General features: G+C 64.4%; 11 protein-coding genes. All 11 read right to left on the reverse strand.

Going from position 1 to position 13,041, the window contains the following annotated elements:
* Positions 1–18: 18 nt before the first annotated feature.
* A complete protein-coding gene (locus QQL28_RS05755; protein ID WP_284262111.1) occupies positions 19–1,131 on the reverse strand; it encodes an ABC transporter permease in 1,113 nt (370 codons plus the stop codon).
* A 2-nt stretch (positions 1,132–1,133) separates the two neighbouring features.
* Positions 1,134–3,908, reverse strand: a complete 2,775-nt coding sequence (rbbA, locus tag QQL28_RS05760) for a ribosome-associated ATPase/putative transporter RbbA (RefSeq protein ID WP_284262113.1) — start codon at positions 3,906–3,908, stop codon at positions 1,134–1,136.
* Positions 3,905–4,975: an HlyD family secretion protein gene (locus QQL28_RS05765; protein WP_284262115.1), complete on the reverse strand. Its 1,071-nt coding sequence runs from the start codon at positions 4,973–4,975 to the stop codon at positions 3,905–3,907. Before QQL28_RS05765 ends, rbbA begins: the two co-directional genes overlap by 4 nt.
* Positions 4,972–8,130, reverse strand: a complete 3,159-nt coding sequence (locus QQL28_RS05770; RefSeq protein WP_284262117.1) for an efflux RND transporter permease subunit — start codon at positions 8,128–8,130, stop codon at positions 4,972–4,974. The genes QQL28_RS05765 and QQL28_RS05770 overlap by 4 nt, the downstream gene beginning before the upstream one ends.
* Positions 8,127–9,347 (reverse strand): efflux RND transporter periplasmic adaptor subunit, encoded by a 1,221-nt coding sequence (locus QQL28_RS05775; RefSeq protein WP_284262119.1) that lies wholly within the window; start codon positions 9,345–9,347, stop codon positions 8,127–8,129. Before QQL28_RS05775 ends, QQL28_RS05770 begins: the two co-directional genes overlap by 4 nt.
* Before the next feature lie 45 nt (positions 9,348–9,392).
* Positions 9,393–9,632: a hypothetical protein gene (locus tag QQL28_RS05780; protein ID WP_284262121.1), complete on the reverse strand. Its 240-nt coding sequence runs from the start codon at positions 9,630–9,632 to the stop codon at positions 9,393–9,395.
* 42 nt (positions 9,633–9,674) lie between these two features.
* Positions 9,675–9,986: a twin-arginine translocation signal domain-containing protein gene (locus QQL28_RS05785; RefSeq protein ID WP_284262123.1), complete on the reverse strand. Its 312-nt coding sequence runs from the start codon at positions 9,984–9,986 to the stop codon at positions 9,675–9,677.
* Positions 9,987–10,004: 18 nt separating this feature from the next.
* The gene (locus tag QQL28_RS05790; RefSeq protein WP_284262125.1) at positions 10,005–10,562 is read right to left on the reverse strand and encodes an HdeD family acid-resistance protein; all 558 of its coding nucleotides are present in this window, start codon (positions 10,560–10,562) and stop codon (positions 10,005–10,007) included.
* Between the two features lie 162 nt (positions 10,563–10,724).
* Positions 10,725–11,210 (reverse strand): DUF992 domain-containing protein, encoded by a 486-nt coding sequence (locus tag QQL28_RS05795; protein ID WP_284262127.1) that lies wholly within the window; start codon positions 11,208–11,210, stop codon positions 10,725–10,727.
* A 1-nt stretch (position 11,211) separates the two neighbouring features.
* Positions 11,212–11,751 carry a hypothetical protein gene (locus tag QQL28_RS05800; protein ID WP_284262500.1) on the reverse strand — a complete coding sequence of 180 codons (540 nt, stop codon included), beginning with the start codon at positions 11,749–11,751 and terminating at the stop codon, positions 11,212–11,214.
* Positions 11,752–11,819: 68 nt separating this feature from the next.
* Entirely contained in the window at positions 11,820–12,956 is a 1,137-nt protein-coding gene (locus tag QQL28_RS05805; RefSeq protein WP_284262129.1) for an AI-2E family transporter, read from the reverse strand.
* Positions 12,957–13,041: the final 85 nt, after the last annotated feature.

Genomic DNA, 13,041 nt, shown 5'->3' on the forward strand with positions numbered 1-13,041 from the left:
CTTTAGGAAAGCGCGCGGTCAGCGCAGGAATTGCCGGAAGCGGCGAAGCGACACCAAGAACAGGATGCCGCCGATCGCCAGCAGGGCCGCGAATTGCGGCCACACGACAGTCAGCCCCGCGCCACGGAACAGGACGGCCTGCGCGAGGATGACGAAATGGGTGTTCGGCGCGGCGAGCATGATGTCCTGGATAATTTGCGGCATGCTCTCTCTTGGCGTTGTCGCGCCTGACAGCATCTGAAGCGGCATCAGCACCAGCATCAAGAGCAGACCGAATTGCGGCATGGTACCGGCTGATGTGGCGAGGAAGATGCCCATGCTGGTGGTCGCGAAGAGGTAGAGTGCCGTGCCGAACAGGAACAGCGGGACGGAGCCGCCGACCCTTACTGCGAGCAATCCATGCACGATGAAGATCAGCGCGACGCTGGCGGCGATGAGCACGACGAGCCCCATCGACCAGATCTTGCTCGCCATCACCTCGAATGGCGTCACCGGCATGACCAGGAGATGCTCGATCGTGCCGTGCTCGCGCTCGCGGATCAGCGCCGCACCGGTCAGGATGATCGAGAGCATCGTGACCGAGGAGATGACGTTGTTGATGGCACCGAACCAGCCCTTGTTGAGTTCCGGATTGAACCGCGCGCGGAGCGCCAGATCGATCGGCAACGGCGCGGACGAACGGTAGCGGGACAGGAACTCACCGACCTCGTCGCTGACGATGGACTGAATGTAGCCGCTTCCCGTGAAAGCCTGGGACATGCGCGTCGCATCGACGTTGAGCTGGATGGCGGGCGATCTCTGCGCCAGCAGGTCACGCTGGAAGTTGGGCGGAATGTTCAGAGCAAAGGTGTCGAGCCCGGCGTCCATGCGGGCCATCATCTCCGATTGCGGGATCAGCCGCGGGACCGTGAAATAGGGCGGGCTGAACGCGGTGACGATGCGCGTCGCGGCCGGTGACCTGTCCTCGTCGACGATGGCCAGCGCCGCCTGGTTCAGCGTCTCCGGCTGGGCTCTGGAAGACGTATAAATCGAGACCGTGAAGGCATAGACGATCAGCGCCAGCATCATCGGATCGCGGAGCAGGCCCCGCAGTTCCTTGACACCGAGCTGGACGATATTGCCTACGCGCATGGCTAGTTCGCCTGTTTCTTCAGGAGCAGCACGCCGAGCCCGAGCAGCACCGGGATGGTGACGAGAAGCGCAAGGAACGGTCCGGAAAGATCGCCGAAGTCGAGCCCTTTGGAGAAAGTGCCGCGCGTGATGGTGACGAAATGGGCCGTCGGGTAGATCCGCCCGATGATCGCGCCTGCGCCCTGGAGCGATGAGACCGGATCGACCAGCCCCGAATATTGCGTGGCCGGAATCATGGTGAGCAGCGCGGTCGCGAAGATCGCCGCAATCTGGCTCGTCATGAAGGAGGAGATCACGAGACCCATCGCCGTCGTGATGACCACGTAGAGGAGGGCGGCTGCCGTGAAGGCCAGGAAGCTGCCCCTGAAGGGAACACCGAAGATGAAGATCGCAAAGGCGGTCAGCAGGAAGAAGTTCAGCATGGCGAGCGCGACATAGGGGAGCTGCTTGCCGAGCAGAAACTCGATCCGGGTCACCGGCGTGACGTAGAAGTTGATGATCGATCCCAGCTCCTTCTCCCGTACGACGCTCAGCGTCGCCAGGATCGCCGGAATGATCAGGAGCAGGATCGGGATGACGGCTGGCGCCATCGCGACGATGCTCCTGATATCGGGATTGTAGAGGAAGCGGACCTCGATCTGGAAATCGCCGGTCGTGGCGGCATTGCCGTAGAGCTGGCGGGCCCGTTGCGCCAGCCAGGTCGTGTGCATCGCCTGCACGTAGCCGCGCACCGTCTCCGCACGCGATGGCATCGCGCCGTCGACCCAGGCGCCGATCTGGACGTTGCTGCCGCGCGCGACGTCGCGTCCGAACCCTGGCGGGATTTCGATCGCAAGACTCAGCTCGCCGTTGCGCATGCGACGGTCGAGATCATCATAGTCGGCGATCGGCGCGAGCTCGGTGAAATAGCGGGACCCCGCGATCTGAAGGACGTAGTCGCGGCTGATGGTGGTGTCGTCGCGGTCCATGACGGCGAAGGAGAGATTTTCGACGTCCATGTTGATGCCGTAGCCCATCACGAACATCAGGATGAGGCTGCCGAGAATGGCAAGCGTCGCGCGGATCGGATCGCGCCTGAGCTCAAGCGCCTCCCGCTGCGTGTAGGCAAACATGCGTCGGGGATCGAAGAAGCTCAAGGCGCTGTGCATGGCGCAGTGCGCCTCGGTGGCGGCAGGTTCGGTTGCGACATGCGGCGCCTCGCGCGCGTCTGTCGCGGCGATCGCGTCCTTCAGATAGGCGACGAAGGCTTCCTCGAGATTGCCGCCGCCGCGACGGTCCGCGATCCCTGCCGGCGTGTCGCTGATCATCACCTTGCCGGCATGCATCAGTGAGATGCGGTCGCAGCGCTCGGCCTCGTTCATGAAATGGGTGGACACGAAGATCGTGACATTGTCGCGCCGCGACAAGTCGGACAGGATCTGCCAGAAGCCGTCGCGCGCGACTGGATCGACGCCGGACGTCGGCTCGTCCAGGATCAGGATGTCGGGCGCGTGGATCATGGCGACCGCGAGCGACAGGCGCTGGCGCACACCGAGCGGCAACGCGTCGGGCAATGCGTCGATGACGTCGGTGAGGTCGAAGTCTTCGACCATCTTGCTGACACGATCCTCGATCGTATCGGGCGCGAGGCGGAACAGGCGCGCGTGCAGCTCCAGGTTCTGGCGGATCGTCAGCTCGGAATAGAGCGAAAAGGCCTGCGACATGTAGCCGACGCGCCGCCGGACATCCATGTCGTTGGGATCGACCTCGTGCCCGAACAGCCTGGCTTCGCCTTCGCTGGCGGGCAAGAGCCCGGTCAGCACCTTCATCGTCGTGGTCTTGCCGCAGCCGTTCGAGCCGAGGAAACCGAAGATCTCGCCGCGGGCAATGCGGAAGCTGACATGGTCGACCGCCGTGAAGTCGCCAAACCTGACGGTCAGCTGCTCGGCCTCGATCGCGATGTCGTCGTCATGGCCGCCCGGGCGCGGCGGGATCACCACCTCCTTGTAACCCCGTCGCTGCTCCTCGGGCAGCAGGGCGATGAAGGCGGCATCGAGATTGTCGGCGCCGGTCTGTTGCAGCAGCCCCATAGGGGTGCCGGTTGCCAGCACCCGCCCGTCATTCATCGCAACGAGCCAGTCGAAGCGCGCGGCTTCCTCCATATAGGCGGTGGCAACGATGACGCTCATGCCGGGACGATCCTTTCGGATCGTCTCGATCAGCTCCCAGAACTGCCGCCGCGAGAGCGGATCGACGCCCGTGGTCGGCTCGTCGAGGATCAGGAGATCGGGATCGTGAATCAGCGCGCAGCAGAGGCCGAGCTTCTGCTTCATGCCGCCGGACAGCTTGCCGGCCGGCCGATCTGCAAAGCGAGCAAGGCCGGTGTCCCCAAGGAGTTGCCGTATGCGTTCCTCTCGCTCGCGCCGGTCGTGCCCGAACAGGCGTCCGAAGAAATCGACATTCTCGAAGACGGAGAGGGTCGGGTAGAGGTTCTTGCCGAGGCCCTGCGGCATGTAGGCGATCTGCGGGCAGGTCCGCCGGCGATGCGCAGAGTCTGCCATGTCGCCGCCGAGCACGTGGACGCGGCCGTCCTGGATCGCGCGAGCCCCGGCGATGAGCGAAAGCAGGCTGGATTTGCCGACCCCGTCAGGTCCAATCAGTCCCACCATGCGGCCTGCGGGAATATCGAGCGTGATGCCGTCCAGCGCGCGAGTCTTGTCGTAGGACAGCGCGACCGCCTCCAGGCGTATGACCGGTGCCGAAGAAGCTGACTGACTGCCGTTCGATGCGTCGCTCATTTGACCAGATGTTCCGTCAGGCGCGCCGGCCACTCGGCGCTCGGGTCGAGCCGGACGAAGGCACGACCGGGTAGCCCAGTCTTCACTTGCTCGATGTTTCTCCGCAGCAGGTCCGGCGAGATATGCGCCCGGACGCGGAACATCAGCTTCTGGCGCTCCTCCTCGGTCTCGACCGTCTTCGGCGTGAACTGGGCAACGCTGGCGACGAACGTCGCCTTGGCCGGAATGACCCATTGCGGCGCGGCGTCGAGCACGATGCGGACCTCCGAGCCGATCGCGACGCGGCCGGCCTGCGCCGTCGGCAGGAAGAAGGTCATGTAGACGTCGCCGAGGTCGACGAGGTTGAGCACGCGTCCGCCGGCGGAGAGGACTTCGCCCGGCTGGGCCACGCGGAACTGGACGCGTCCGTCGCGCGGCGCGCGCAGCGTTGAATCGTTGAGGTCGGCCTTGATGCTCTCAATGGCCGCCTTCGCCGCATCGACGGCAGCTTCCGCGTCGACGACCTGTGCTTCGGCAGCGCTGATCGCAGCTTCCGAGCCGGCGAGTTGCGCTTCCGAAGCCGCCACCGCTGCGCGCGCGCCGTTGGCGGAAGCCCGATCGTCGTCGAGAACCTGCTGGGACACGGCGTTGGTTCTGATCAGTGTTTCGGAACGTTGCAGCTTTCGATCCGCTGCGTCGAGCTCCGCGCTGCGCTGGCTAATCACGGCGCTCGCCGTCTTCTTCTCGGCCTCGCGCTGGGTCACGAGACTCTTGGCGGTTTCGATTCCGATCGTGGCACGACGCAACTGCGCCTGGGCCTGGCGGTACTGGGCCTCGAGCTGCACGGTGTCCATCTGTGCCAGCGCCTGTCCCGCGGTGACCAGGTCGCCTTCGCGCACCAGGATGTCGCGGATGCGCCCGGCCGTCTTGGTGGCGATGTCGATTTCGACGGCCTCGATGCGGCCGTTGCCGCTGGCAAAGCCTGGTGGAAGGCTGTCGCCTCCCAGCTTCTGCCAGGCAAAGTAGCCGCCCACACCGAGGGCCACGACGAGGAGGGCGATCAGCCAGCGTTTTCGATTGCGCGTCATGGTCCAGCCGTTTCATCGACAGGTGGCGTCAGGTGGGTGGTTGATTGGGATTTCGACTTCACGCGCTCGCGCAGGCGCTGGAACGTCACGTAGAGCATCGGCACCATGAAGATCCCGATCGAGCTGGCGGCCAGCATGCCGGCGAACACGGCTGTGCCGACTGCACGGCGGCTGAGCTCTGCGGCACCGGTTGCGATGACGAGCGGCAGGAGGCCGAGGATGAATGCAACGGAGGTCATCATGACCGCGCGGAAGCGCATGTGGGCCCCCTGGATCGCCGCATCGTGGAGCGCCACGCCTGCCTCGCGCTGTTCCTTCGCGAACTCCACGATCAGGATGCCGTTCTTGGCGGCGAGCGCGATCAGGACCACGAGGCCAATCTGGCCATAAAGATCGAGGTTGAGGCCGGCGATCTTGATGCCGACATAGGAGCCGAGCACGCCGACGACGACCGACAGCAGCACGGGGATCGGGATGACAGTGCTTTCGTAGAGCGCGACCAGGAACAGATAGGCGAACAATACGGCGAGCATCATCACCATGCCGGTCTGGCCGGCGGCCTGCTGCTCCTGATAGGCGGTGCCGGTCCATTCGAAACCGTAACCGGCCGGCAGCACGGTGTTGGAGATCTCCGCCATGGTTGCGATCGCGGTGCCGGACGAGATGCCTGGCGCCGGGCTGCCATTCACCGTCACCGAGCGATAGTTGTTGTAGCGGGTGATCACCTGCGGTCCGGTCACGATCTTGATGCCGGCCAGCGACCGTATCGGCACCATCTGGCCGGTATCATTGCGCAAGTAGATCCGCCAGATGTCAGAGATATCGGCGCGATCGAACGCTTCGCCCTGGACGTTGACCTGCCAGGTGCGGCCGTACAGGTTGAAGTTGTTGACGTAGATGCCGCCGAGAGTCGCCTGCAAGGCGGTGAAAATGTCGCTGACGTTGACGCCGAGCGCCTGCGCCTTGCGTCGGTCGATGTCGAGGAAGATCGAAGGATTGGTCGCTGTGAAAGTCGAAAAGACGCGCGTCAGCCTTGGATCGGCATTGGCGGCGCTGATCAATGCGCTGGTGACACTGGAGATCGCCGCGGGGCTCTGTCCTTCCAGCGCCTCGAGCTGGTATTCGAACCCGCCGGAGGTCGAGAGGCCGATGATCGGTGGCAAGTTGAAGGGCAGCACGTTCGCCTGCGGGATCTGCGCGCCGGCCGCGAAGGTCTGCGCGATCAATGCCTGCGCGGAATCGGCCGCAGCCTTGCGATCGGCAAAGGGCTTGAGCCGCGTCACGACCAGCGCGCTGTTCGGCTCGGATGCGCCGTCGAGCAATGAGAAGCCGATGACGGCGAGGACGTGATCGACCGCCGGCATCCTCTTCAGGATGTCCTCGATCTTTTGGGTGACCTCGCTGGTGCGTGCGACCGACGCGCCGTCCGGGAGTTGCACGGAGGTGAAGAAGGCGCCCTGGTCCTCCTCGGGAAGGAACGCCGTGGGCGTGATCAGCGACATGCCGAAGATTCCGGCGGCGAAGACGGCAGCCAGCAGGAGGGAGAGTGCGGCGATACGCAACAAGTGGCGCACGCCGCTGCTGTAGCGGTCGCGCAGCCAGTCGATGCCATCAAGCACGCGCCCGATGATGCCGCGCCGAGGCCCGGTGTGGCGCAGGAACAGCGCGCAGAGCGCCGGCGACAGAGTCAGCGCGTTCAACGCCGAGATGATCATGGCCGCGCTGATCGTGACCGCGAACTGGCGAAACAGCGTGCCGGAAATGCCCGGAATGAACGCGATCGGTACGAACACGGAGAGCAGCACCAGCGTGATCGCGATGATCGGCGCCGTGATCTGCGTCATGGCCTTCTTGCTGGCCTCGGCCGGGGAGAGCGCCGGCTCCTCCTCCATCACGCGTTCCACGTTCTCGACCACCACGATGGCGTCGTCCACCACGATGCCGATGGCGAGCACCATTGCGAGCAACGACACTGTGTTGGCCGAATAGCCGACCACCAGCAGCACGGCGAAAGTGCCGATCAGGCTCACGGGAACGGCCACGGCCGGGATCACTGTGGCGCGGAGATTGCCGAGGAAGAGGTACACCACGATCACGACCAGGACGAAGGCCTCGGCCAGCGTCCGCAGGACTTCGGTGATCGTATCCCACACGAAGCTCGTGGAGTCGTATTGCACGAGATAGCTGAGTCCGGTCGGGAAGCGCTTGGACAGGCGTTGCATCGTGGCCGCGACCGCCTTCGCGGTCGTCACGGCATTGGCGCCCGGCGAGAGATAGATCGCGATCGGCACGGCAGCGCGACCATCGATCCGCGCTTCGCTGTCGAGATTTTGCGCGCCCATCTCGACCCGGGCCACGTCCTTCACCAGCAGCGAGGAGCCGTCCGGATTGGCGCGCAGCACGATGTTGGCGAATTGATCGGTGGTGGCGAGCCGGCCCAGGGTCTGGACATTGAACTGGAACTGCTGGTCATCGTTGATCGGCCGCGCGCCGATGCGGCCGACCGGCGCCTGGACGCTTTGCGCACGGATCGCGGCAATGACGTCCGACGGAGTGAGATTGAGGCTGGTCAGCCGCTGCGTATCGAACCAGATCCGCATCGAGTAGTTCATCTTTGCGAACAGATTGGTCTGGCCGACCCCCGGCGTGCTGGCGAGGGCATCGAGCACGTTGATGATGGCGTAGTTGGTGATGAAGAGCGGATCCTGCTGTCCGTCGGCGCTGTAGAGCACCAGGAATTGCAGGATCGCGGAGGATCGCTTGTGCACCGTGACGCCTTGCTGCTGGACCTCCGTCGGCAGTTGCGACAGTGCGCTCTGGACGCGGTTGTTGACGTTGACCGTATTGATGTCGGGGTCGGTGCCGAGGGCGAAGGAGACAGTGAGCGTATAGGTGCCGTCATTGGCGCTGGTCGATTTCATGTAGAGGGCACGGTCCACGCCGATGACCTGCGCCTCCAGTGGCTGGGCGACGCTGCTTTCAACCACCTCGGCGGATGCGCCGGGGAAGGTGGCGGAGACCGTGACCTGCGGCGGCACGATGTCCGGAAACTGGGCCACCGGGATCTGCATCAGCGCGAGCGCACCGGCGATGGTGATGATGAATGCGATCACCATCGCCAGTCGCGGACGATCGATGAAGACCGCGGACATCATGGCTTGGTGCCCACCGCTTTTCCGGACGTGCCGGCGTCGCCAGCAGCGGCGTTCATGCTCGACAGGATCAGCGGGCTTGCCGGGCCGGGCGCGACGACCTGGCCGGGCCGGGCACGCTGCAGACCCTCGACGATGACCTTGTCGCCGGCGGTGAGACCGCTGATCACGGCTGCGATGGTCGGCGTCGATTGTCCGAGCTTGATGCGGTGCTGCTCGGCCTTGTTGTCGGCACTGACGGTGAGAACATAATCACCCTGCTGGTCCGAGAGAACGGCGGAGCGGGGGATTGCCAGCACCTCGATCGGCTCGACGCCTTCGAGCACGACGGTGACGAATTCGCCGTCGGTCAGTTCGTGGACGGTCACGCCCGCGGCCGAAGGCGCCCGCAGAATCGGATTGGCTATCTCGCCGCGCACGGTGATGGTGTCGGTATTTTGCGCGATGGTGTTGTCGACGAAATTTAGCTTGCCGGCCCGGCCATACATGCGGCCGTCGGGCAGCCGGAGCTTGATCACCACGGCTTCCAGGCCGCCTTTCGGGCCATAGCGTTCGCGCAATTCCAGGCCCTGGCGAAGCGGCACGGGAAACGTGACGTACATCGGGTCCTGGCTGACGATGGTGGTCAGTACGCCCGAACTCGGACTGACGACGTTGCCTTCGGTGACCGACGTGCGTCCGATCTTGCCGTCGATCGGTGCGCTGATGACGGTGTAGTCGAGATTGATCCGGGATGCTTCGACCTGTGCCTGTGCAGCCTGCACCTGTGCTTCCAGGCTGCGCTGGGTCGCGATCGCCGCATCATAGGTCGATTGCTGTCCGGCCGGTCCGCCGAGCAGCGTGCGTGCGCGCTCGGTGGTCAATTTGGCGTTTTCGAGCGTCGCCTGGAGCTGCGCCACCTGCGCCTGCTTGGACTCGAGGTCGGCTTCGAAGGGGCCGCGTTCGAGATGATAGAGCTGGTCTCCGGTCTTGATTTCCGTGCCTTCGACGAACAGTCGCTTTTCCAGAAACGCGGTGACACGTGCGACGACGTTGACGCGATTGATCGCCTCGATCCGCCCTATGAATTCGCTGGTCTCGGTGATCGGCCGCCGGGTCGCCTCCACGACGCCGACCGCGGGAGGGCCGGCGGGAGCAGCCTGTGTCCAGGCTGTCCCGCCGGTGATGATCGTCACGAGGCTTGCAACCAGCAGTCTGACCAAGGCTTGCGCAAGGTCCATCGTCCGCTCCTTGCCCAAGCCCGGAATCACTGGCTCAGGCTTCGCTCACTCCCGTGTTGTCCGATTGCTGCGTGCAGGCTCGTCGTAGCCTTTGCGATGACTGTAGAACATTAGCGCGATCAGGCCGCAGCCCGACACCAGCACGAGGATGGCGGCGACTCCCAGAATGATGTTGCCGTAGAGCGGCATGGGCGTCGCCTGCCACACCGCTATGCAATACCAGGTGGCCACAATGAGAAGGACGGCCAGCACGGCCGCAAGGCGCCATTGGTTATTGGTGCGCACGGTGTCCTCCATCGCTGGGTTACGGGCGTGCGAGAGGCGGTGCTATCTCCACCGCCATCCGCAATGACGACGGCCGCGATGCCACCAGCATACCCAGCGACGCGTGCGTCGTGGTGGCGGCGGGCGGCCCCAACCCGGCGCAGGTCCCGGTCCCCAGCCGGGACCCCATCCGGGAGAGGGCGGTCCCCATTGCGCGGTGACGAGGTCGTCCGGCTTGCCGGCGAGGCCAAGATCTGGAGCGACCGGCATGGCTTCCGCGGTCTCGATCAAGCGAACGCCGATGGCGCCGATCGCTGCGGCGGCAACGGCATTCTGGGCAAGCCCAAGGAAAGCGCGGCGGGTGGGAGCGTTCATTGCCTTCTCCTCTTCTTGTCACACGGTTCGCCGCACGGCCTGCAGCGCATAGAGCAGCCACGCCAGGCCGTGCGAGATCAGGTCGACGCCCAGCAGGAATCCAAGGGCCCAGACGCTGATGTCGGGGAATCCGAGCAGGATCAGAAGACCTGCGAGCGTTGCAAAGGCGCCCGAGATGAGCATCATCCAACCATTTTGCCGCCAATGCGCGAAACTCAGCACGCAGCGAATGGCGCCCGAGGCGAACAGTATCGCGCCGAGGAAGTAGGTCAGGATGAGAGCGCCTGACACGGGCTGGCTGAGCAGCAGGAAACCGAGCGCCAGATAGAGCACGCCAAGCAGAACCTGCCACAGGAAGCCGCCCCATCCCCTGGTCCAGAAGGCGTGCAAGATCTCGAACGCGCCGGCAGCGATCGCGATCACACCGATCAGCTTGACGCTAATGAGGGTTGCGAACACGACGTCGCCGAGAGCAAAGAGACCGGCGGCGATCAGCACGATGCCAAGCAGTGCGCAGACCCAGAATGGGGGCGGAACGAGACCCTCGATCTCGGTTCTGCCGTCATAGGATGTCATGCCATTCTCCTCATCGGCAATGGCTCGATCGACACGGGCGAATGCTAGCTTGCAACCCGCAACGCCGACATCCGACGAAACCCTGAGCGACGGAACGGGAATATGCCCATTGGCATGAACGTCGGCGCTGCGACCACGCGCACGAGAGGCGCCGCCGAATCGCTATCGCCGCCCACGCGGCCCCAGCGACAGATTGGTGACGCCAGCTGCGAGATTGAGCCCGATCGATCGCTCGATTGAGAGCGGCTGTAGCATGACGCTGCGCCGCGAGCCGCCGATCAGGACATTGGCGCCGAGGCCGGGCCCCAGTGCCAAATTTCCGCTCGCGCCCACATAGTTGCCGCGCAAAGTGCCAGGGCCGATGCGCGAGTTCTTGGCGAGCACGGCCCAGGAGAGGGTGCCTGCGCTGGTCACGCCGATATCGAGGCCGACGCGCCGGATTCGTCCCTCATAGATGTACTGACGGGGTGGGTTTCTTGCGTAGAACACGCAGCGCAGCGTCTGCGCCGATCCGAGCACCAGCCCGACGCGCGGGTTGCTGAAGCATACGAGACGGCCGACCCTGAAGGTTTCCGCGCGCGCGGGCAGGGTGAGCGTGCATAGCAATGCTGATGCGCCGATCAGTGCAACGATCCGTGTCATTCGCATGTCAGGCCTCCATGTGCGTTTTGGTGTTAGCGGGCGCGCTTCTCGGCCGTCGGTCCTGGCGAAGCCAGAAGGTAAGGCCGAGGCCGATCAGCAACACGGCGCCCAAAAGGAAGAAGATGACGGACTGTTGCAACCAGGAGATCGCCGGCACCGCGACGCCCATGGCGAGGCCCAGAAACGAGATCTGGAGCGACATGAGACTGACGCCGGCGAGGAACGTGCCGAGCGCAAGCAGTGTGAGAAGGACAAGGCTGGTCGCGGGTGTCGGCAGCAGCTGCTGGACGCCCGACACCAGGATGATGTTCATCGTGACCAGGACGGCGACCCAGTGCAGCGCCTGCGTCCAGATCAAGCGCAACCGGGCTTCCTTGCCGTCGGTCTCCGGCCATTTGGTGATGACACAGACCACGCCGATGGCGAGTGCCAGGAACTCCCAATAGCCGACCAGGGGCTGGTGCGAGACGTTGGTGTAGGCGACGCCCGCGATGGCCAGCACCAGCGCCACGACATAAGGAAGCTGCTGCCACAGGAAATGGGCCATGCCCGAATAGGTCGAGTGAGCTTCGCCGCTCTCCGCCTGATGTGTATCGATCTCGTGCTCAATGTTGCTCATGGGTCACCCACGCTTGATTTTCCGTTGTTGAGTGCCAGTCTGGAACCATCGCCGAGGTAATCCTCGACATAGAATCTGATGATCGCGACCCGGCCGATGGCGACCAGCGGCATCGCCAGCGCAATGCCCATCACACCGAACAGCGCGCCCAACAGGACGATCGCGACCAGAGTCCAGGCCGGCGGAATTTCCACGGCCTGACGCTGGATCAGCGGGCCGATCACATAGCCTTCGACCGACTGGATGATGGTGTAGACGACGACGGCCCAGATCAGCAGCGAGCCGCCGAGCGGCATCGCGACGAGCGCGATCGGAATGGCGGCGACGATGGGCCCGAGATAGGGGATGAAGTTCGACAGCCCCGCCTGGAGTCCAAGCACGAAAGGACCGGGCAGCCCGATGAGGTAAAGTGCCACCCAGACGCACAGCGTCATCAGGATGATGCGGATCAACTGTCCGACGAACCAGAGCCGCATGACGTTGCCCATCTCGTCCATCACCTCGCGCGTTCGTGCCCGATATGACGGCTTCACCAGCATGACCAGGCTTTCGCGATGGCTGGTGGGATCGAACGCAAAGAGGATTCCGAGGAACAGGATCACCAGCGTGGCGGTCAGCACGCTCGAGGCGCCTCCCAGCACGAACTGGGCGTGGCTGAGGAGCCGGCCTTGATCGGAAAACAGCCATTGCGCGAAATCCCGGCCCCATTCAGGACCGAGCAGATCGACGCCGTACGACAACAGGTGCTCCTGGAGGATGTCGAGCTGGGTGTCCATCACCTTGAGCAATATCCGCGTCTGCTCCGGCAGCTTGCGCGCACCCCAAACGAGGCCAAGTCCCGACAGGGCAGTGAGGAACAGAAGCACGAGCGTCAATCGCCAGACACGATTGAGCGGGAGGGCGGGCGCAAGCGCCCGCGCGGCGGCATCCAGGAAGGCCGCAAACAGCACGCCCGCGAAGACGACGAGGAGGCTGGAAACCGATTGCCATGCCAGGAACAGTGCGACGCATGCAGCAAGCAGAGTGAGTCCCGTCGTGAGCAGGCTGCGCCGGCCATCGACACCGGCGGGGTCGGCCTCGTCGCGCCGCGCCACCTCGCGCATCCTCTCTTGTCCGATCCGAGTGTCGCTCATCGATCGACCAGTTCGCGGGATTTCGACGATCCCTTCGTTGCTCTAGAGCATGATCCGGAAAAGTGTGCAGCGGTTTTCCCTCGCG

This window comes from Bradyrhizobium iriomotense, assembly GCF_030160715.1.
In the GTDB taxonomy this organism is placed as follows: domain Bacteria; phylum Pseudomonadota; class Alphaproteobacteria; order Rhizobiales; family Xanthobacteraceae; genus Bradyrhizobium; species Bradyrhizobium iriomotense.

What these genes read in the sequence shown, in the direction of transcription:
- QQL28_RS05755 (WP_284262111.1), bottom strand. Translation starts at nt 1,131, where the DNA reads ATGCGCGTAGGCAATATCGTCCAGCTCGGTGTCAAGGAACTGCGGGGC.
- rbbA (WP_284262113.1), bottom strand. Translation starts at nt 3,908, where the DNA reads ATGAGCGACGCATCGAACGGCAGTCAGTCAGCTTCTTCGGCACCGGTC.
- QQL28_RS05765 (WP_284262115.1), bottom strand. Translation starts at nt 4,975, where the DNA reads ATGACGCGCAATCGAAAACGCTGGCTGATCGCCCTCCTCGTCGTGGCC.
- QQL28_RS05770 (WP_284262117.1), bottom strand. Translation starts at nt 8,130, where the DNA reads ATGATGTCCGCGGTCTTCATCGATCGTCCGCGACTGGCGATGGTGATC.
- QQL28_RS05775 (WP_284262119.1), bottom strand. Translation starts at nt 9,347, where the DNA reads ATGGACCTTGCGCAAGCCTTGGTCAGACTGCTGGTTGCAAGCCTCGTG.
- QQL28_RS05785 (WP_284262123.1), bottom strand. Translation starts at nt 9,986, where the DNA reads ATGAACGCTCCCACCCGCCGCGCTTTCCTTGGGCTTGCCCAGAATGCC.
- QQL28_RS05790 (WP_284262125.1), bottom strand. Translation starts at nt 10,562, where the DNA reads ATGACATCCTATGACGGCAGAACCGAGATCGAGGGTCTCGTTCCGCCC.
- QQL28_RS05795 (WP_284262127.1), bottom strand. Translation starts at nt 11,210, where the DNA reads ATGCGAATGACACGGATCGTTGCACTGATCGGCGCATCAGCATTGCTA.
- QQL28_RS05800 (WP_284262500.1), bottom strand. Translation starts at nt 11,751, where the DNA reads ATGGCCCATTTCCTGTGGCAGCAGCTTCCTTATGTCGTGGCGCTGGTG.
- QQL28_RS05805 (WP_284262129.1), bottom strand. Translation starts at nt 12,956, where the DNA reads ATGAGCGACACTCGGATCGGACAAGAGAGGATGCGCGAGGTGGCGCGG.